This window comes from Microbacterium sp. NPDC055502, assembly GCF_053643635.1.
This window is the reverse complement of the sequence record NZ_JBSHKJ010000002.1, coordinates 300,337-319,769: the sequence shown is the minus strand read 5'-3', so window position 1 is coordinate 319,769 and position 19,433 is coordinate 300,337. Positions and strand designations below refer to the sequence as shown.

18 protein-coding genes are annotated in these 19,433 nt (G+C 69.9%); 4 read left to right on the top strand and 14 right to left on the bottom strand.

The window, feature by feature from the left end; translation table 11 throughout:
- The first annotated feature begins 171 nt into the window (after positions 1 to 171).
- Positions 172 to 1,170, top strand: coding sequence for an isopenicillin N synthase family dioxygenase (locus tag ACWH95_RS12505; protein WP_206251380.1), 999 nt, complete (start codon positions 172 to 174; stop codon positions 1,168 to 1,170).
- A 6-nt stretch (positions 1,171 to 1,176) separates the two neighbouring features.
- On the opposite strand, the gene ACWH95_RS12500 is transcribed toward ACWH95_RS12505, so the two are convergent.
- The 3 genes from ACWH95_RS12500 to rpsO all read right to left on the bottom strand — a co-directional run bounded on the left by ACWH95_RS12500 (position 1,177) and on the right by rpsO (position 2,807).
- On the bottom strand, positions 1,177 to 1,506 hold the full coding sequence (locus ACWH95_RS12500) for a transcriptional regulator (RefSeq protein WP_136035069.1): 330 nt from the start codon (positions 1,504 to 1,506) through the stop codon (positions 1,177 to 1,179).
- The gene (locus ACWH95_RS12495) at positions 1,499 to 2,368 is read right to left on the bottom strand and encodes a hypothetical protein (protein ID WP_136035071.1); all 870 of its coding nucleotides are present in this window, start codon (positions 2,366 to 2,368) and stop codon (positions 1,499 to 1,501) included. The genes ACWH95_RS12500 and ACWH95_RS12495 overlap by 8 nt, the downstream gene beginning before the upstream one ends.
- 169 nt (positions 2,369 to 2,537) lie before the next feature.
- Positions 2,538 to 2,807, bottom strand: a complete 270-nt coding sequence (gene rpsO, locus ACWH95_RS12490; protein ID WP_055993247.1) for a 30S ribosomal protein S15 — start codon at positions 2,805 to 2,807, stop codon at positions 2,538 to 2,540.
- A 184-nt stretch (positions 2,808 to 2,991) separates the two neighbouring features.
- Here rpsO and ACWH95_RS12485 point away from each other — a divergent pair, with 184 nt between their 5' ends.
- A complete protein-coding gene (locus ACWH95_RS12485) occupies positions 2,992 to 4,284 on the top strand; it encodes an MFS transporter (RefSeq protein ID WP_454120745.1) in 1,293 nt (430 codons plus the stop codon).
- Positions 4,285 to 4,315: 31 nt separating this feature from the next.
- On the opposite strand, the gene ACWH95_RS12480 is transcribed toward ACWH95_RS12485, so the two are convergent.
- The 3 genes from ACWH95_RS12480 to ACWH95_RS12470 all read right to left on the bottom strand — a co-directional run bounded on the left by ACWH95_RS12480 (position 4,316) and on the right by ACWH95_RS12470 (position 6,925).
- Positions 4,316 to 4,870 (bottom strand): YceI family protein, encoded by a 555-nt coding sequence (locus tag ACWH95_RS12480; protein WP_136035076.1) that lies wholly within the window; start codon positions 4,868 to 4,870, stop codon positions 4,316 to 4,318.
- Positions 4,871 to 5,049: 179 nt separating this feature from the next.
- Entirely contained in the window at positions 5,050 to 5,418 is a 369-nt protein-coding gene (locus ACWH95_RS12475; RefSeq protein WP_136035078.1) for an FKBP-type peptidyl-prolyl cis-trans isomerase, read from the bottom strand.
- A 205-nt stretch (positions 5,419 to 5,623) separates the two neighbouring features.
- Positions 5,624 to 6,925: a PrsW family intramembrane metalloprotease gene (locus ACWH95_RS12470; protein WP_240745440.1), complete on the bottom strand. Its 1,302-nt coding sequence runs from the start codon at positions 6,923 to 6,925 to the stop codon at positions 5,624 to 5,626.
- A gap of 89 nt (positions 6,926 to 7,014) precedes the next feature.
- Here ACWH95_RS12470 and ACWH95_RS12465 point away from each other — a divergent pair, with 89 nt between their 5' ends.
- Positions 7,015 to 7,884 carry a fumarylacetoacetate hydrolase family protein gene (locus ACWH95_RS12465; protein ID WP_136035080.1) on the top strand — a complete coding sequence of 290 codons (870 nt, stop codon included), beginning with the start codon at positions 7,015 to 7,017 and terminating at the stop codon, positions 7,882 to 7,884.
- A 69-nt stretch (positions 7,885 to 7,953) separates the two neighbouring features.
- Here ACWH95_RS12465 and ACWH95_RS12460 read toward each other — a convergent pair whose 3' ends face one another.
- From ACWH95_RS12460 to ACWH95_RS12445, 4 genes are read right to left on the bottom strand one after another with little or no spacing between them, the layout of a single operon-like run.
- Positions 7,954 to 9,414 (bottom strand): aspartate ammonia-lyase, encoded by a 1,461-nt coding sequence (locus tag ACWH95_RS12460; RefSeq protein ID WP_136035081.1) that lies wholly within the window; start codon positions 9,412 to 9,414, stop codon positions 7,954 to 7,956.
- A 51-nt stretch (positions 9,415 to 9,465) separates the two neighbouring features.
- On the bottom strand, positions 9,466 to 10,395 hold the full coding sequence (locus tag ACWH95_RS12455; RefSeq protein WP_136035084.1) for a phosphodiesterase: 930 nt from the start codon (positions 10,393 to 10,395) through the stop codon (positions 9,466 to 9,468).
- 59 nt (positions 10,396 to 10,454) lie between these two features.
- A complete protein-coding gene (locus ACWH95_RS12450) occupies positions 10,455 to 10,790 on the bottom strand; it encodes a peptidase (RefSeq protein WP_136035086.1) in 336 nt (111 codons plus the stop codon).
- Entirely contained in the window at positions 10,787 to 12,193 is a 1,407-nt protein-coding gene (locus ACWH95_RS12445) for an inorganic phosphate transporter (protein ID WP_136045665.1), read from the bottom strand. Before ACWH95_RS12445 ends, ACWH95_RS12450 begins: the two co-directional genes overlap by 4 nt.
- Before the next feature lie 152 nt (positions 12,194 to 12,345).
- Here ACWH95_RS12445 and ACWH95_RS12440 point away from each other — a divergent pair, with 152 nt between their 5' ends.
- Positions 12,346 to 14,445, top strand: coding sequence for a S9 family peptidase (locus ACWH95_RS12440; protein WP_206251386.1), 2,100 nt, complete (start codon positions 12,346 to 12,348; stop codon positions 14,443 to 14,445).
- A gap of 11 nt (positions 14,446 to 14,456) precedes the next feature.
- Here ACWH95_RS12440 and ACWH95_RS12435 read toward each other — a convergent pair whose 3' ends face one another.
- From ACWH95_RS12435 to ACWH95_RS12420, 4 genes are all read right to left on the bottom strand, one after another.
- Positions 14,457 to 15,485 carry a 6-phosphofructokinase gene (locus ACWH95_RS12435; RefSeq protein WP_136035092.1) on the bottom strand — a complete coding sequence of 343 codons (1,029 nt, stop codon included), beginning with the start codon at positions 15,483 to 15,485 and terminating at the stop codon, positions 14,457 to 14,459.
- Between the two features lie 209 nt (positions 15,486 to 15,694).
- The gene (locus ACWH95_RS12430; protein WP_136037264.1) at positions 15,695 to 17,839 is read right to left on the bottom strand and encodes a DEAD/DEAH box helicase; all 2,145 of its coding nucleotides are present in this window, start codon (positions 17,837 to 17,839) and stop codon (positions 15,695 to 15,697) included.
- Between the two features lie 209 nt (positions 17,840 to 18,048).
- The gene (locus ACWH95_RS12425; RefSeq protein ID WP_136035096.1) at positions 18,049 to 18,999 is read right to left on the bottom strand and encodes a bifunctional riboflavin kinase/FAD synthetase; all 951 of its coding nucleotides are present in this window, start codon (positions 18,997 to 18,999) and stop codon (positions 18,049 to 18,051) included.
- Positions 18,996 to 19,433: a hypothetical protein gene (locus tag ACWH95_RS12420; RefSeq protein ID WP_454120744.1), complete on the bottom strand. Its 438-nt coding sequence runs from the start codon at positions 19,431 to 19,433 to the stop codon at positions 18,996 to 18,998. Before ACWH95_RS12420 ends, ACWH95_RS12425 begins: the two co-directional genes overlap by 4 nt.

The window sequence follows — 19,433 nt, the reverse complement described above, 5'->3', positions numbered from 1 at the left end:
ACGGTGTCCCTCTGATGACGACTGAGGTAAGGCATCCCTTACCAACGAGACTCTAGCACCGCGACACCCGTTCCCCCGACCGGATGACATCCGCCGGTGCCGGGACACCCGCCCGAGTAACGCGACGCAACACTCGCCCGCGGCCCGAGAACCTCGACATACCCTCGGTCCATGGCTGAACTCTCGCTCCCGATCCTTGACCTCTCCCAGCTCGACCAGGGCCCCGAGGCCGCGGCGCGGTTCCGCGACGAGCTGCGTGCCGCGACCCACGACGTCGGCTTCTTCTACCTCACCGGCACCGGCGTCTCTCCCGAGCTGGAGGCGCGCCTGCACCGCGCCGCACTCGACTTCTTCGCCCTCCCCGAAGAGGACAAGCTCGCGATCGAGAACGTCAACAGCCCCCACTTCCGCGGCTACACCCGGGTCGGCGGCGAGCGGACCCAGGGCAAGGTCGACTGGCGCGAGCAGATCGACATCGGCCCGGAGCGCGAGCCCGTGAGCGACGGCCCCGCCTTCAACCGCCTGATCGGCCCGAACCTGTGGCCAGCGGCCCAGCCCGAGCTCCAGGCCGTGGTCGCGGAGTGGCACGACTCCCTGACAGAGATCGCACGCAAACTCCTGCGCGCCTGGGCTGTCACTCTCGGCGCGGACGAGACCTACTTCGACGAGACGTTCCGCGATCCGTCGACCCTGATCAAGATCGTGCGATACCCGGGCACGGACGAGCCGGAACCACAGCAGGGCGTCGGAGCGCACAAGGACTCCGGTGTGCTGACGCTGTTGTGGGTCGAGCCCGGAAAGGGGGGCCTCCAGGTCGAGCGTGACGGCGAGTGGGTCTCGGCTCCCCCGGTGTCCAGCGCATTCGTCGTCAACATCGGAGAGTTGCTGGAGTATGCCACCGGCGGCTACCTCAAGGCAACGAACCACCGCGTGATCTCACCGCGGGCACCCGAGGAGCGCATCTCGATCCCGTTCTTCTTCAACCCCGCACTCGATCAGCAGCTCCCGCTGCTCGAGCTCCCCGCCGACCTCGCCGCTCAGGCGACCGGGGTCACCGATGACCCGGGAAATCCGATCCACGCGACCTACGGCGAGAACGCGCTTAAGTCCCGGCTTCGTGCGCACCCCGATGTCGCGGCGATCCATCACCCCGACCTCGTGACCGTCTGACGGGCGTCACAGTTCCTGCCCGGCACCGAGGGCCACGATCTCACGCAGTGCCTGAAGGTGCGCGGCGAAGGCATCGCGCCCTGCCTTCGTCGAACGCACCCAGGTGCGCGAGCGCCCCCCGACCGCGCCCTTGCGCGCGACCACGTACCCGGCGGCCTGCAGGTGCGCGATCGCCTTGCTCAGGGGCGAGTCGCCGCACTGCAGCATCTCCCGCAGGGCCGCGAAGTCGAGTTCCATCCCGTCGCCCAGTCCGGCCATGAGGGAGAACCGGATTGGCGAGGCAAAGTTGTCGTCCAGCCGCGTGCGCGGGTGTGGGACAGACGCGGGCTCACGCACGTTCGCCGTGCCCCGCGACGAAGGAGACCGCCACGAAGGACGCGAGCACGCCGGCGCCCGCGCACACGCCGACGAGTCCTGCGTTGCCGAGCGATCCGGATCCCAGGACGATGCCGACGGGCATGCAGGCGGCGATGAAGAAGACAGTGATGTGCGGCCAGCGCCAGGACGCGCCGACTGCGGGTAGACCGAAGTCTGAGGCGGAGGCGGCGATCCACCCCACGAGGCACAGCATCACGAGCAGGGTGATGATGCTCCTCAGCACGTCGTCCGGCGATCCTGCGAGCATCGTCAGCACGGCGAACGCGACGCCTATGAGGACGGTGCCCCATCGAAGCCGGTGCGGCAACGAACGGGGAGCCGGACGGGGACGACCCAGGTCGCCCGCAGCCCGTATGAGCCGCGCGACGCCGTGCCCTCCGACTCCGACGAGCACCGTGACTGCCGGGATGAGCACCACCCCGACAGGAAGTCGCGTATCGAGAGCAGCGAAGCCGAACACCACGAGCGCACCGATGATGATCGCTGCGCCGCCGACCAGCAGCGGCCACCGCGAACGCGTCATCCGCCACTGCATGCCCGTGCGCTGCGCCATCCCCGTGGACAGCTGTCCCCAGACCAGAAGGGTGAACAGCACGATCTGCGACGCCAGCACGTCGTCTCGCCGGAGAACAAGCGCGAAGGCGACGAAATACGCAGCCATGACCACGGCGTTGCCGATCTGCAGCCGGGCGAGAGCACGTCGGTCGACTGCATGTTCGCGGCGGTCCACCACCGCCTCCGCCGCCTCGAGGTACCGCCGGGCCGTCTCCGAGTCCGGGGGCACCAGAGCGTCCTGACCTGCGATCGGTTTCTGCTCCATGGCGACCTCCCCGCTTTCCACTTGGAAAGCTCCAGGACTTTCCTATCGGAAAGTTGCACGGGTGGCAACCAGAGCTACAACACATCTGCACACGACGAAGGCCGCCCCACACCGTGGGGCGGCCTTCTCAAGAATGTTCTGCGCGATTGAACGCTGGGTTCGCTCTGCCTTATCGGCGGAGTCCGAGACGCTCGATCAGCGAACGGTAACGCTCGATGTCGATGTCCTGGAGGTAGCCGAGCAGACGACGGCGCTGACCCACGAGCAGGAACAGACCACGACGCGAGTGGTGGTCGTGCTTGTGCTCCTTGAGGTGCTCGGTGAGGTCCTTGATGCGCTGCGTCAGCATTGCGACCTGCACCTCGGGGGATCCGGTGTCACCGGGGTGCGTCGCGTACTCTTCGATGATCGCCTTCTTGACGTCTGCTTCCAGTGCCATAGATTCGATCCCCTCTCTGCTTGTTGCGCGGCGCCCGACGCCTGATGCGTGAGCTCTCTTTATCCGCGGCCGATCGAACGGCAACCTGACGAGTCTACCAGCCCGGGCGAGCCCCGAGCGACACGGCCGACCAGCGCTCCCGCGCACTCCACTACGCTCGAGGAGTGCGGGAGAGGTGCGTGGCGTGAACGCGGGACGAGGACATTTGATCGACCTGACGCCGCTGCGGATCAGCCCCGCTTTCGCACGCATGTGGATCGGCTCGACGCTCGCGGGCATCGGCGGCCAGCTCACGATCGTCACGGTGATGCTGCACGTGTTCGCGCTCACCGGGAGCACGTTCGCGGTGTCGATGATCGCGGTGGCCGGGCTCCTGCCGATGGTCCTGGCCGGCCTGTACGGCGGCATGCTCGCCGACGCCTTCGATCGCCGTCGCGTCGCCCTCATCGCCGCCACCGTGACCTTCGCCTCCACCGCTCTCCTCGCGGCGCTCACGTGGACCGGTGCCGAGACGATCTGGTGGCTGTACGCGCTGAGCATGATCAACTCGGCCGCCAACTCGGTGGGCATGGCCACGCGCACCGCGATCGTCCCCCGCCTCATCCCCCGCGAACAGCTCGCCGCGGCGTCCGCGCTCAACGGTGTCGCCTTCGGGCTGACGGTCATGGCCGGTCCAGCCCTGGCCGGCCTGCTGGTCGCGCTCACGGGCTACGGCTGGACGTACTCGATCGACGTCGTGCTGATGCTGTCGATGTTCCTCGGCCTGTGGACGCTGCCCTCGGTGCGTCCGGAAGGCGAGATCGTCCGCCCCGGTCTCGCCTCGCTCGTCGACGGCTGGCGCTTCCTCCGCCGCGCGAGCAACATCCGGATGCAGTACGTCGTCGACATCATCGCGATGACGTTCGGCCAGCCCCTCGTCCTCTTCCCCGCGCTGGGCACGCTGCTGCTGGGCGGCGGCGCGGTCACCACCGGCATCCTCACCGCAGCCGTGGCGGTGGGCACCTTCGCCTCGAGCCTGTTCTCGGGCCGGGTCGTGCAGTACCGCTGGCACGGTCGCGGGATCGCACGCGCGGTCGAGGCCTATGGCGCATCGATCCTGCTGTTCGGTGTGGTGCTGCTCGTGGGCGCCTTCTCCTCCCCCGCCGACGAGGACACACCCCACGTCGGACTGATCATCGCCGCCTGCGTGGCCCTCGCGCTGTCCGGCGCCTCCGACAACGTCAGCTCGATCTACCGCAACACGATGATGCAGGCGGCCGTGCCGGACACGATGCGCGGACGCCTGCAGGGGCTGTTCATCGTGGTGGTCGCCGGCGGCCCGCGCATCGGCGCCCTCTACGCCGGCACGCTCGCCACGCTCACGACGCTGTGGTTCCCTCCCCTGCTCGGCGGGATCCTGGTGATCGCGCTCGTCGCGCTGATCGCCGGGCGCAACCGCCGCTTCCGCTCCTATGACGCAGAGAACCCCGAGCCCTGACGGACCCGGGGTTCCTGAAGCCGTGCGGCGATCAGTCCTGCTGCAGCGCTCCCTGCAGGTCGAGGTTGATCGTGACGTCCTTGCCCACGAGCACGCCGCCGGTCTCGAGCGCCGCGTTCCAGGTGAGGCCGAAGTCCTCGCGGTTGATGACCGTCTTCGCCGAGGCGCCCGCCTTGTAGTTGCCCCACGGGTCGCTGCCGAAGCCGCCGAAGTCGAGCTCGAACGTGACCGGCTTCGTGATGCCGCGGATCGTGAGGTCGCCGTCGACCAGCAGGTCGCCGCCCTCGACGCGCGCACCGGTCGACACGAACTCCATCGTGGGGTAGTTCTCGGTGTCGAAGAAGTCCGCCGAGCGGAGGTGCTGGTCGCGGCCCTCGTCCTTCGTGTCCACCGACGTCACGTCGACGCTCGCCTCGACCTTGGCCTCGAGCGGGTTCTCCGGAGCCACGAGCGTCGCGCTCTTCACGCCGAACGTGCCGCGCACCTTCGAGATCATCATGTGACGGACGCTGAAGGTGACCTCGCTGTGCGCGGGGTCGAGGACCCAGGTGCCGGGGCGGTAGCCGGGGATGTCGATGCTGGTCATGGGTTTCTCCTCGGAGACATCGGCCGCGCGGAGGCGGCGTACGGACAGGGCCGCGATCGCGGCGTCCTCCAGCCCAACCTACATTCACGCGAATGTATTCCCGTGCATGCACACGCATTCCGGAAAGACAGAACGCCCCTCCTGGCGAGAGGAGAGGCGCTCGAGATGTCGCGTCGGGATCAGCCCACGGCGACGAGGTCGATGATGAAGATCAGCGTCTTGCCGGACAGGAAGTGTCCGCCGCCGACCGGACCGTAGGCCAGGTGCGGCGGGATGATCAGCTCGCGGCGTCCGCCGACCTTCATGCCGGGAATGCCGTCCTGCCAGCCCTGGATCAGGCCGCGAAGCGGGAACTGGATGGTCTCGCCACGGCCCCACGAGGAGTCGAACTCCTCGCCGGACTCGAACTCCACACCGGCGTAGTGGACGGTCACCGTGTCACCGGGCTTGGCCTCGGCACCATCACCCTCGATGATGTCGCGGATGACCAGCTCTGCGGGGGCAGGAGCGGTCGGGGCGTCGAACTCGGGCTTCGTGCGATCAGTCATGGCTCCATCCAAGCGGACCCGCGCGCGCCCGGTCAACGCGACGGGACCTGCTCACAGCGAACACCTCGACCGGGCGGGTGGCCTCGCGCCCTGCCCCTTGACACGTCCGAGGGGCCGGGTGCACCCTGGTGGCAGATCAACTCAGCGCCCGGGAGACATGCAGGCATCGCCGCAGCACCGGGCGCTGAGTCTTGCTCAGGGCGGATCAGTAGGCCAGCAGCGCGGCCCTCGTCGCGCGCGTGCGGATCAGCAGCGCCCGCTCGTCCTCGACCGCCAGCGGGTCGCGGCCGGTGATCGCCCGCTGCCGCACCGCCGCCAGCGCCGTCGCGTCCTTGATGAACTCGCGCATGAGCGGACGACGGTCGCCGCGCAGCTGCGCCGCCCACGTCAATCCCGCCTTGCGACCGGACGGCGTCGCCAGCATCGTGACCTCCTCCGGCGTGAACCAGCCCGCAGCGGCGTACTCGGCGAGCCGGGCTCGCGTGAGCCGCGCCTCCTCCCGCCGCAGCGCGATGATGCCCAGGATGAAGCCGATGAACAGCGGGACCTGCAGCGTGAAGTAGAGGCCGAAGAAGTCCGCGAAGGTCGCCGAGCCGTTCCACAGCGCGTGCAGGAAGACCGCGCCGAACCACCCGAGCAGTCCCGCGCCGAGGGCCGCCCCGGCGGAGGCGTGCCGGCGCGCGACGAGGCCGATCGCGAACCCCGTCAGCGACGTGAACATGGCGTGCGCGAAGGGCGACAGCAGCGCGCGCACCACGAACGTGGCGCCGAGCTGCTCGCCGCCACCCTCGATCAGGCTGACCGCGAAGTACTGGATGTTCTCGGTGAACGCGAACCCGGCCCCCACCAGCGCGCCGTACACCACGCCGTCGACCGGACCGTCAAACGAGCGGCGGGCGAGCAGGAAGACCAGGAACACCCCGAGGCCCTTCCAGAACTCCTCCACGATCGGCGCCTGTACGACCGCCGCCACCGCCTCCGGCACCGGGCCGAGCAGGATCGTCATCCCGACGTCGACCAGGAGAGTGAGGCCGACCGCCGCCACCGCGCCCCACGCGATCGCGAAGATCACGAGACGCTTCGGCTCCGGCTCCCATCGGTCGATCATCCGCACCCCGAGGAACACGATCGCCAGGGGGATCAGCGCGAGAACGAGCCCCACGGCCGACGCCGTCGGCCCCAGCGCCCAGCCGAAGTAGCCGATCAGCGCCAGGAGCAGGAACCCGAGGAAGGCGAACAGCCACAGCGAGACCGTCCTGCCCTTCTTCGTGGTCACCGGCAGGGCGGGCAGCGACTCCGCCGGCGACGGCGCGACGGGCGCCGGCGGGGTGTACGGCGTCGGCTGCGCCAGTGCGGACGCGTAGCCGGGCTGCTGCCCGTAGGTCGCCGGCAGATAGGGCGACTGCGCATACTGTGCCGCGGAGTACGCCGACGGTGCGGGCTGCTGGGCGGGCGGCGGCGTGTATCGCCCGGGCTGCTGGGGGTCGGCCGGTCCTCCGAAAGTCATAGCCAAAGCTTATGGGGCACAAGCAATACCGCCCGGGTCTGGTCGAGTCCTCCATCCGCCCCGCCGCAGCCACCCGGTAGCGTAGAACCATGCGGTTCGCTCATCTGCGCCGTCCCGACTCCCCCCGCGCGGTCCTCGCCGTGGTGGACGACACGGACGCCATCCTCGTCTCCGATCTCCTGTCCGACGCTCCTGCCACACTGCAGCAGCTGATCGAGCGGGGTGACGTCGCCCTCGACGAGCTGCGCACCGCCCTGGCCGACGGCACCGCTCCGCGTCACCCGCTGGGCGACTGGAGCTTCGACTCCGCCGTGCTCGCCCCGCCCGCCGTGCTCGCGGTCGGCCTCAACTACGCCGCGCACTCCAGCGAGCTCGGACTCAAGACCGACGCTGCGCCCACGGTGTTCACGCTGTGGCCCAACTCCCTCACCGGGCACGATCACGTCACCTCCTGGCCGCGCAGCCTCAGCGAAGCCGTCGACTACGAGGCGGAGCTCGGCGTGCTGATCGGCACCCCCGCGAAAGACGTGAGCGAAGCCGACGCGCTGTCGCACGTGTGGGGATACACCGTGGTGAACGACATCACCGCGCGGAACATCCAGTTCTCCGAGGCGCAGTGGTCGCGCTGCAAGTCGTTCGACGGCTTCACGCCCACCGGTCCCTTCGCGGTCACGGCCGACGAGGTGCCCGATCCGCAGGACCTCCACATCTGGACGGTCGTCGACGGGCACACGGTGCAGGACGCGAGCACCGACCAGATGGTGCGCTCGGTCGCGAAGCTGATCGCGCATCTGTCGCAGTCGCTCACGCTGCTGCCCGGGACGCTCATCTCCACCGGCAGCCCCGGCGGTGCGGGCTACTCGCGCGACCCGCAGATCTTCCTCCGCGACCACTCGACGGTCACGGTCGGCATCGACGGGATCGGCGAGCTCACCACGCACTGCCGCATCCTCGGCTGACACCGGACACGCGGAAGGGGACGGGAGCCGCGGCTCCCGTCCCCTTCTGCGTGTTCGGCGTGCAGCGGGTCAGATCTGGATGAGGTCGTCGGGCGTGACGATCGGGATGGCCGCCGTCACGGCCTCGAGGCCCGACAGGCGCGCGGGCGAGAGCTGCTTGGTCACCTCGTCGCGCGACATGAGGCCCGCCTCGACCACCAGATCGGCGACGTTGCGGTTGGTGAGCAGTGCGGTCTTCGCGAGCGCGGCCGCGGCGGCGTAGCCGATGAAGGGGGTGAGCGCCGTGATCACGCCGACCGACGCGCCCACCATCGCCCCGAGGCGGTCGCGGTTGGCGGTGATGCCCTCGACACAGTTCACCCGCAGGGTCCACATGGCCTGACGCATCCAGGTGATGGACTGGAAGATCGAGTGCGCGATGACCGGCTCGAACGCGTTGAGCTGCAGCTGTCCGCCCTCGACCGCCATGGTCACCGTGGTGTCCGCGCCGACGACGGCGAACGCGACCTGGTTCACGACCTCGGGGATCACCGGGTTCACCTTGCCCGGCATGATGCTCGAGCCGGCCTGGCGGGCGGGGAGGTTGATCTCGCCGAGGCCCGCCTGCGGACCCGACGAGAGCAGGCGCAGGTCGTTGCAGATCTTCGAGAGCTTGATGGCGTTGCGCTTGAGCGACGACGAGAACGACATGAAGGCGCCGGTGTCGCTCGTGGACTCCACGAGGTCGGTCGCCGTCTCCAGGTCGAGCCCGGTGATCTCGCGCAGGTGCTTGAGCACGGCCGGCGCGTAGTCGACGTGCGTGGTGATGCCGGTACCGATCGCCGTGGCGCCCATGTTGATCTCGAACATGAGCGAGGCGTTCTCGGTGAGACGGCTGTGGTCCTCCCCCAGCGTCGTGGCGAAGCCGTGGAACTCCTGGCCGAGCGTCATCGGCACCGCGTCCTGCAGCTGGGTGCGCCCGACCTTGAGGATGTCGTGGAACTCGCTCGCCTTGCCCAGGAACGCGATGCGCAGGGCGTCGAGCTCGTCGAGCAGCGACCGCAGCGTGAGCGACAGCCCGATCTTGACCGCCGTCGGGTACACGTCGTTGGTGGACTGGCTGCGGTTGGTGTGGTCGATCGGCGAGAGGAACGCGTAGTCGCCCTTCTCGCGTCCGGCCATCTCGAGCGCGATGTTGGTGATGACCTCGTTCGCGTTCATGTTGGTCGAGGTGCCGGCACCGCCCTGGATGACGCCGACCGTGAACTGCTCGTGGAACTCGCCGTCGATCACCCGCTGCGCCGCGCGGTCGATCAGGTCGGCACGCTCGGCATCGAGCACGCCGATCTCCTTGTTCGCCCGCGCACTGGCCTGCTTGACCATCGCCAGAGCGATCACCAGGTCGGGGTACACGGAGATCGGCCGCTTGGAGATCGGGAAGTTCGCGTCGGCGCGGGCCGTGTGGATCCCCCAGTAGGCGTCGACGGGGATCTCCATGCTCCCCAGCGAATCGGTCTCGGTACGTGTAAGTGCAGGCGCGGCAGAAGCCATGTCACATCCTCGTGGGTCGTGGCGAATGGAAAAGTGGGGGATGCGACCAGTCTACGCCGGTCGGCGCGGCGGTTTCCGGGAGAACGCGTCGAGCCGCTGCTCCGGCGTGAGGGCGGCCATCCGCTCCAGCCACTCGGAGGAGAAGAAGTCGCCCGTGGGAGCGTCGACCACCGGGACGACGGTGTGGGTGATCGTGTCGGGATACACATGCACGAGCTGGAACGACTGCGCCGCGTCCATGCCGTTCACGTCGGGTGCCGGCCGGGCGACGTTCATCGTGTAGCAGGTCGCCGAGGCCACGCTCACCGGGACGCCGGCGAACACCCCGTGCGAGGAGTAGTGCAGGTGTCCCGCGAGGATCCCGCGCACGTCGGTGCCGCGGATCACCTCCGCGAGCTCGTCCTGGTGGCGCAGCTCGAGGATGTCGAACAGCGGCAGGTGGCTCGGCAGCGGCGGGTGGTGCATCGCCAGCAGCGTGCCGTGCGGCGCCGGCTCCGCGAGCAGTCCGGCCAGCCACTCGAGCTGACCGGGGTCGAGGTCTCCGTGGTGCCATCCGGGGACACTCGTGTCGAGCGCGATGAGCCGCAGTCCGTCCAGCTCCCACACGCCCGTCACCGGCTCCTCCGTCGGCTCCCGGTCGAGAAGCTCACGGCGCAGCGCGGGGCGTTCGTCGTGGTTGCCCGCGACCCACACGATCGGTGTGCCCCGGTCCGCGGCGACCGGCTCGAGCGCGGCCCGCAGTCGCCGGTACGCGTCCGGCTCACCGAGGTCTGCGAGGTCGCCCGTGACCACGATGGCCGCGGGCGCCGGGTGCACGGCGCGGATCGCCGCGAGGGTGCGGTCGAACGAGGCCTGCACGTCGTAGCTCCCGCCGAGCAGCGCCCCTCCCGCGAGGAAGTGCGGGTCGCTCACGTGGATCAGGACGTGGGAGGCCGGATCGTGCCTGCCGAAGACGTACGGGGTTCCGGGTGCCGCGGACATGACCTCAGCCTAGGGTCACGCCCGGACGCCGGGTCCGGACGCGCCAGGGCCGCGGGGTCTCAGTGCCCGAGGACGAGGAGGAGGATGCCGCCGATGACCGCCGCACCGCACAGCACGAAGCACACGTAGGCACCCACGAGGGCGAGAGTCTTCTGTCCCTCGGTGAGCGGGCTCTTCTTCGCCGCCTTGGCCGCCTGCTTTGCCGCGCGCTTGAGTTCCTTCTCGGAGATCACGGTGATCGCGTCGGTGAACTCGGCGGGGCTCACGACGGGTGCCCGGCCGCTGCGGACCAGGAGCCGCAGTCCCAGCGCGTAGAAGGTGACGATGGCCGCGGCGCCGATGAGGGCGGCGGCGAACACCTGGAAGAACGCGAGCCAGTCGATCGTGACGCTCATGCCGAGTCCCCGTTCCGCGTGATCGTGGCCTCGTCGGCGGCCGACTCCGGCGCCGGGGCCGGGGGCGGGGCGACGGGTGCAGCGCCGGTCTTCGCCGCCTTGGCACCGGCCTTGGCCTCCGCCTTCTTCTTGGCCTTGTTCTTCGCCTCGGCCTTCGCGCGGTCCTTGGCCTCGGCACGCGCCTTGGCCTCGGCCTTCGCGCGCTCGATGCGCTGCTGACGGCGCGTGGGCGGGGGCGTGTCCGGCAGCTCGATCGCGAGACCCGACTCCGCCACATCGCTCATCGCGTTCGCGTGCGTGACCGCGTTGCGCCGCGACCGCAGGAACAGGCCCAGGATGATCGCGAGCGCAAGGACCGCATCGATCGCGACGCCCCATGGGCCGAGCCACACGACCAGCAGGGCCGCGAGGGCGCCGACACCGCCGGCGGCCGGCAGCGTCAGCAGCCAGCCGACGCCGATGCGTCCGGCCGTCCGCCACCGCACGGTCGAGCCGCGGCGACCGAGCCCCGAGCCGATGACCGAGCCGGACGCCACCTGGGTCGTGGAGAGCGCGAAGCCCAGCGCGCTGGACGCGAGGATCGTGGCCGCGGTCGAGCTCTCGGCGGAGAAGCCCTGCGCCGGCTTGACATCGGTCAGCCCCTTGCCGAGCGTGCGGATGATGCGCCACCCGCCGAGGTACGTGCCGAGCGCGATCGTGAAGGCGCACGCGACGATCACCCACAGCTCGGGCTCGTGGTGGGCTCCCGACTGCCAGCCGATCGTGATCATGGCCAGGGTGATGACACCCATGGTCTTCTGCGCGTCGTTCGTGCCGTGCGCCAGCGCGACCAGCGAGGACGTGAAGATCTGACCCCAGCGGAAGCCGTCGCGTCCGTCCGGCTTGCCGTCGTAGCGGCGCGTGACCGAGTACGCGATCTTGGTGGCTGCGAACGCGATGATGCCCGCCGTGATGGGGGCGATCAGCGCGGGGAGCACGATCTTCGACAGCACTGCGCCGAAGTCGATGCCGCCGAGGCCCGCGCCGACGAGCGTGGCGCCGATGAGGCCGCCGAACAGCGCGTGCGAGGAGCTCGACGGCAGGCCGAGCAGCCAGGTGAGCATGTTCCACGTGATCGCACCGATGAGGCCGGCGAAGATGAGCGACAGGAACAGTTGCGCCCCCGCCTCGAGGATCGCATCCTCGCGGATGATGCCGCCCGAGATGGTCTTCGACACCTCCGTGGACAGGAAGGCACCGACGAGGTTGAGCACGGCGGCCAGCAGCACCGCGGTCTTGGGCTTCAGGGCACCGGTCGCGATGGGGGTGGCCATCGCGTTGGCGGTGTCGTGAAAGCCGTTCGTGAAGTCGAAGAAGAGTGCCAGCGCGATGACGAGCACAACAATGAGGGCTGCGGTTTCCACCGTTCGCTTTCGGTCTTGAGGAAAGGGAATGTCGACGGGATCGACGTGACGAACGAAGAGTTCACCGTGGGTTTGACTTCCGTTTACCGGCCCCGGTAAATCCTCCCACCGTCCCCCGTGCCGGTCAACTCGACCTGGGATAGCGTGGAGCGGTGACTGACGCCCCGATCGCCGCCCGCCGTCCGACGTTCCGCACGCACCACGGGGACACCGTGGAAGACCCCTACGAATGGCTGCGCGAGAAGGACTCCCCCGAGGTCATCGCTCATCTCGAGGCCGAGAACGCCCACACCGAGGCCGAGACCGCCCACCTGGCCGGACTGCGCGAGACCCTGTTCCAGGAGATCAAGGGCCGCGTGCAGGAGACGGATCTGTCGGTGCCGACCCGCCGCGGCGACTGGTGGTACTACAGCCGCACCGAGGAGGGCGCGCAGTACGCGATCCACTGCCGCGCGGCCGCGGAACCCGACGACTGGACTCCCCCGCGCCTGGAGCCCGGCGTCCCGGTGCCCGGCGAGGTCGTGCTGCTGGACGGCAACGCCGAGGCGGAGGGCCACGAGTTCTTCTCGCTCGGAGCCTTCGACACCACGGATGACGCGACGAAGCTCCTGTGGTCCACCGACTTCGAGGGCGACGAGCTCTACACCGTGCGCGTACGCGATCTCGCGACGGGCACCACGCTCGACGACGAGATCCCGAACACCGGCAGCGCCTTCTTCACCCCCGACGGCACGGGGGTGCTCTACACCACGCGCGACGAGGCCTGGCGCCCGGACACCCTGTGGCTGCACCGCCTCGGCACCCCCGTCGCGGACGACGTGCGGCTGTTCCACGAACCCGACGAGAAGTTCTGGCTCGGCGCCGGGATCACCCGCAGCCGCCGGTACCTCGTGATCGCGGTCGGGTCGAGCATCACGAGCGAGGAGCGCCTGGTCGACCTGTCCGGCGACATCACCGCGGAGCCGCAGCTGGTGTGGCCGCGTCGCGAGGGTGTGGAGTACTCGCTGGAGCACGCCGTGGTCGACGGCGAGGACCGACTGCTGATCCTGCACAACGACGGCGCCCTGGACTTCGAGCTCGTGTCGGTGACCGTCGCGGACCCGCAGGGCGAGCGACGCGTGATCCTCCCCCACGAGCCGGGACGGCGACTCCTCGGGGTCGATGCGTTCCGGGACTTCGCCACCGTGGAGTACCGCAGCGAGGGGCTCGAACGGGTCGGCCTGCTCGACTACGCGACCGATGCGGTCGAGGAGCTCCGCTTCGACGAGCCGCTCTACTCCGCCGGCGTGAGCGGCAACCCCGAGTGGCACGCCCCCTTCCTCCGGCTCGGCTACACCTCCTTCGTGACGCCAGGCACGGTGTACGAGCTCGACCTCGCCACGCGCGAGCTCGTGCTGCGCAAGCAGGTGGCCGTCCTGGGCGGCTATGAGCCCTCCGCCTACGGCCAGCGCCGCGAGTGGGCGACCGCGGAAGACGGCACCCGCGTGCCGATCTCGCTCGTCTGGAAGCGGTCGTTCGGGGAGCCGGGTGCCGAGGCGCGCCCCGTGCACCTGTACGGCTACGGCTCGTACGAGCACTCGATCGACCCGGGGTTCTCCGTGGCGCGGCTGTCGGAGCTCGACCGCGGCGTGGTCTTCGCGGTCGCCCACGTGCGCGGCGGCGGCGAGATGGGACGGCAGTGGTACGAGGAGGGGAAGCTGCTGCACAAGCGCAACACCTTCACGGACTTCGTCGCGTGCGCACGGCACCTGGTCGCGGAGGGCACGACGACGCCCGCGCAGCTGGTCGCCGAGGGCGGCAGTGCGGGCGGCCTGCTGATGGGCGCGGTCGCGAACCTGGCCCCCGAGCTGTTCGCCGGAGTGCTCGCCGGGGTGCCGTTCGTCGACGCCCTGACCACGATCCTCGACCCGTCGCTTCCCCTCACCGTGATCGAGTGGGACGAGTGGGGCGACCCGCTGCACGACGCAGAGGTGTACGCCTACATGAAGTCGTACACGCCGTACGAGAACGTGCGCGAGGGTGTGCACTACCCGCGGATCCTCGCCGTGACATCACTCAACGACACGCGAGTGCTGTACGTCGAGCCGGCCAAGTGGGTGGCCCGGCTCCGCGAGGCCGGGGCGACCGACGTGCTCCTCAAGTGCGAGATGGTCGCCGGGCACGGGGGCGTGAGCGGGCGCTACAACTCCTGGCGTGAGCGCGCGTTCGAGCTCGCCTGGCTGCTCGACACGCTCGGCCTCGCCGACGCCTGAGCCGCGGCGGGTCAGCCGAACAGCGCGGCGGCCTCGTCGTAGCGGTAGCGCGGCACCGTGTTCAGCTCGCCCAGCGCATCCGCGAAGGGCACGCGCACGATGTCGGTGCCCTGCATCGCCACCATCTGGCCCCAGGCGCCGTCGACGATCGCGTCGGCGGCGTGCAGGCCCAGGCGCGTGGCCAGCACGCGGTCGAACGCCGAGGGCGAGCCGCCGCGCTGGATGTGCCCCAGGATCGTGGCGCGGGTCTCGATGCCGGTGATCCGCTCGATCTCCGGGGCCAGCAGGTCGCCGATCCCGCCGAGGCGCGGGCGGTTGAAGGCGTCGAGGCCCTTGTCGCTGTAGGCCTCCTCCATGCCCGTGAGCGTGAAGCCCTCCGACACCACGACCAGCGGAGCGCGGCCGCGGTCGTGTGCCCGCGTGACCAGCTCGGTGATCTCGTCGATGGACATGGGGACCTCGGGGATGCAGATCACGTGGGCACCGGCGGCCATGCCGGCGTGCAGCGCGATCCAGCCGACGTGACGGCCCATGACCTCGGCGACCATGCACCGCTGGTGAGAGTCGCCGGTCGTCCGCAGACGGTCCATGGCGTCGGTCGCGATGTTCACCGCGGTGTCGAAACCGAACGAGTAGTCGGTGGCGCGCAGGTCGTTGTCGATCGTCTTCGGGACGCCGAGCACCTTGATGCCGTCCTTCGCGAGCCGGTCGGCCGCGGCCAGGGTGCCCTCGCCGCCGATCGCCACGATGCCGTCGATCTTGTGACCGTAGAGCGTCTTGGCGATGTTCTCGGCGCCGCCGCGCTCACCCTCGTACGGGTTGGTGCGGCTCGTGCCGAGGATCGTGCCGCCCACCTTCGACAGACCCTTCACCTCGTGCCGGGTGAGGGGCATGAAGTCGCCCTCGACGACCCCGCGCCAGCCGTCGCGGATGCCGACGAACTCCAGGTCGTAGGTGGTGGTGCCCTTGAGCACGATGCCGCGGATGACCGCGTTGAGTCCGGGGCAGTCGCCGCCGCTCGTCAGGATGCCGATCTTCATGCTGCTGCCTTCGGAGGTTCGAGTGTCGGGAGGGGGAAAGGCGACGGTGCCTGGGATCGACCCTAGCGGCACGCCGCCCTCCGCCGCCATTCGGACGCGTCGAAAAACCAGGATCTTGACGCGTCCGACCCGCGGAATCCGCGAACTTTGAGATCGAAGCCCGATCCGAGGCGAATCCGGCGTTAAGAACTCGCGTTCTTAGCGGAGGCTCAGCTCCCGCCGAGGGCCTCGCGCAGCAGGTGCATGAGGGCCGCCAGCTGCACCGACTCGCTCGCCGCCTCCTCGGTCGCCTCGCCGTCCAGCGCCCTGGCCGCGAGGCCCTGCTTCTGGTCGATGAGCTCCGCGATCTTGGTGTCGATCGTGTGCGCGGCGATGATGCGCCACGCCGTCACCGGCTCGTCCTGCCCGATGCGGTGCACGCGGTCGATGGCCTGCGTCTGCTCGGCCGCCGTCCACGAGAGCTCGGCGAGCACGACGTTCGACGCGGCCTGGAGGTTGAGCCCCACACCGGCGGCCGTCAGCGAGCACACCGCGATGCCCACGTCCGGGTCGCCGTTGAAGTCGTCGATCGCCTGCTGACGCACGGTCGTGGTCTGATCGCCGCGGATCGACACCGCGCGGATGCCCGCGGCGGCGAAGTGCGCCTCCGCCTGGTCCATGACGTCGATGTGCTTCGCGAAGAACACGACCTTGCCGACCGACCGCTGCAGCTGCGCCGCGTAGTCGGCCGCGAGCGGCGCCTTGGCCTGACCGATGCGGCGCACCATCGTGAAGACGTTGTCGCCTCCGGTGCCCGCGGCCTTCGACTCCTCGAGCTCGTTCTGAGCGACCAGGCGCACGATGTCGTCGTCGATCTCGCCGGGAAGGAGCCCGCGATCGCCCCGCGCCTCGATGATGCGGCGGTAGCGCGCGGCCAGCCGCTCCCCCAGCTCGCGCTCGGCCTGACGGATGCTGCGCCCGAACTCGTCGTCGAGCTGCACCGGCAGATCTGCGACGAGCTTGTCCGGGAGGTCGGCCGCGACGTCCTTCTTCTTGCGGCGCACGATACCCATCGAGATCACCGCGTCCCGCGCTTCGGGATAGAACGCCTTGTCGGCGGGCGTGAACCCGGTCGCGTCGAGCTTCTCCATGAGCGCCGGTCCCGGCTTCTCGCCGTTCGTCCACCCGAGGAAGCGCCAGATGGCGTCGAAGTCCTCGACGTCGTTGATCAGCGGGGTACCCGTGAGCGCGAGCATCAGCGGGTCGTGTCCCGGCGTGCGCTCACGCACCTGCGCGGCCAGCGACAGCACGTTCTGGGAGCGCTGCGACGACAGGTTCTTGATGAAGTGCGCCTCGTCGACGACCATGCCCCGCAGACCGATGGTCGCGAGCCACGACAGGTGACGATCGAGGATCTCGTAGTTGACGATGAACACGTCGGCGAACGCGTCGATGTCGTCGCCGTCGCCCTGGATGACGGTCGCGCGGCGCTGCGGCGTCCACCGCTCCACCTCGCGCGCCCAGTTCATCTTCACCACGTTCGGCACCACGGCGAGCAGCGGGTAGGCGCCTGCGACGGATGCCGCCAGCACCGACTGCGCGGTCTTGCCCAGACCCGGCTCATCCGCGAGCAGGAAGCTGCGGTGCCCCGCGCGCACCGCCTCGAGGAAGCGCGACTGGTGCACCATCACGTCGAGGCCCTTGGGCGACACGTGGTCGAACTCGGGCGCGGGCGGAAGCTCCATCGAGGCTGCCGCACCGCCGGCGCCGGTCTCGAACGCCTTGTACAGCGGCCCCATCAGCTCCCAGCCGTCGAGGCGGCGCCGGGGCGTGCTGGCCGGGCGCGGCGTGAGGTCGGGCGCGAGGAAGGGGTTGGCGAGCTGTCGCGACTCCACGGACGGCGGCGTCACCTGACGTTCGGCGATCGCGGCCGGCACCACGGGGGCCTGCACGGGCGCCTGGTCCGCGATGATGAGCTCCTCGGGCGGCAGCTCGGCGCCCGACTCCAGCAGCCAGTCGCGGCGCATGCGCTTGGCGACGGGCGACGTGGCCTGGTCGGCCTCCAGCAGCTGGATGAGCGAGGTGTCGCGCGCGGCCGTCTTGGCGAGGATCGTGGCGACGCCGTCCAGACGCTTGAGCAGCTCGGTGCGCGCGGCGTCGGTGATCTCGGTGTCGGCCTTGACCCGCGCGCGCTCCTCACGCACCAGGAACGCGATGACCTGGAACTTCGTGCGGTTCGTCGGGCCCAGCTTGCCGCGCTGGGACTTCGCCTCGATCTCGCGCACCTTGCGCGCGAGGATCGGGATGAGGGGTGCCTCGTCGTCGCGACGGGACGTCTTCTTGCGCCGCGTGGCGGCGGTTGCCGTGGTCGGCATGCTCCTCCTGAGCCTGAAGGGCCCGGCGCCCCCAGGGAGCCGATGGCCGTTCTCGTCGTCCGCGTGTGGCGTGAGCCAGGACCGTGCGGACCGTGGATCGTCTCCCTCCGGCGCTCACGGCGGTGCGCGGGTCGGCGGGAGCCTGCTCCCATTCTATGTCATCGGGCCGACCGCCCGCGGAACCGCGCGCCGGAATCGCGGTGCAGCGGTCAGGACTCCACGCCGAGGATCGCCGCAGCCTGCGCCACATCGGCCGCCATCTGCGACATGAGCTTCTCGATGCCCTCGAACGCCACCATGCCGCGCAGCCGCTCCACGAACTCCACCGTCACGTCGTGCCCGTAGAGGTCGAGCCCCGTCTCCCCCAGCACGTGCGCCTCGACCTGGCGGACCAGCACGTCGTCGAACGTGGGGTTCGTGCCGACGGAGATCGCGGACGGATGCCGGATGCCGGTGTCGTGGTCGACCAGCCAGCCGGCGTAGATGCCGTCCGCGGGGACGAACGCATCGACGATGGTCGAGAGGTTGGCGGTGGGGAACCCCAGCTCGCGGCCGCGCTTGAGGCCGTGCACGACCTCGCCGCGCACATCGGGAGAGCGCCCCAGCACCCGCGCGGCGCCCGCGACGTCGCCGTCCACGAGCAGCTCGCGGATCCAGCTCGACGACACGCGCCGCGACGACCCCTCGAGGTACACGTCCTCGACCACCTCGACCGTGAAGCCGTAGCGGGGGCCCAGCTCGCGCAGCAGCTCGGGTGTGCCTGCCCCGCGATGCCCGAACCGGAAGTCCGCGCCGACGAACACGGTCGACACCTGCAGCGCGCCCACCAGGATGTCCACCACGAAGTCCTCCGCCGAGCGGGCGGCGAGCTCCTCGTCGAAGGTCAGCATCAGGGTCGCGTCGAGGCCCAGCTCGCCGAGCAGCTCGAGCTTGCGCTCCACCGTGACGACGTTCTCGGGGCACCGGTCGGGGCGCAGGACCGCGAGCGGATTGCGGTCGAAGGTGACGGCGACCGCCCGGCTCCCCGTGGCGGCCGCGGTGTCCTTCAGCCGCTGGATCACGGCGCGGTGCCCTCGATGCACCCCGTCGAACTTGCCGATGGCGACCGCGCTGGGTCCGAAGCCGTCCGGCACCTCCTCCGGACTGCGGAACACGATCACGCGAGGGCCTCCACCGGGCGCTCCACCGCGACGGGGCGGTGCGTGCGCAGCCACCAGATGCCGAAGACGGGAAGCACCAGCGGCACGAAGAGGTAGCCGCGGCCGAACAGCGACCACACGGTCTCGTGCTGGAACAGCGCCGGAAGCAGGATGCTCAGCACCCCGACGACGAGAACGCCGGTGAGCTCGAACACGATCGCGACCCACGCCACGGTGTACCACCCGCGACGCCGGGCGAAGATCAGCGCCAGTGTCGCGAGGATGTAGACGAGCGCGGCGACGGCGGACAGCGTGTACGCGAGCGGCGCCTCATCGAACCGGCGCACGATCTGCACGAAGCTGCGCCCCGTGGCAGCCAGCGCCATGACGGCGTAGACGATCACGAGGACACGACCGATTCCGGTCATCCGGGTGGAGGGGGCGGTGGAGCTCAT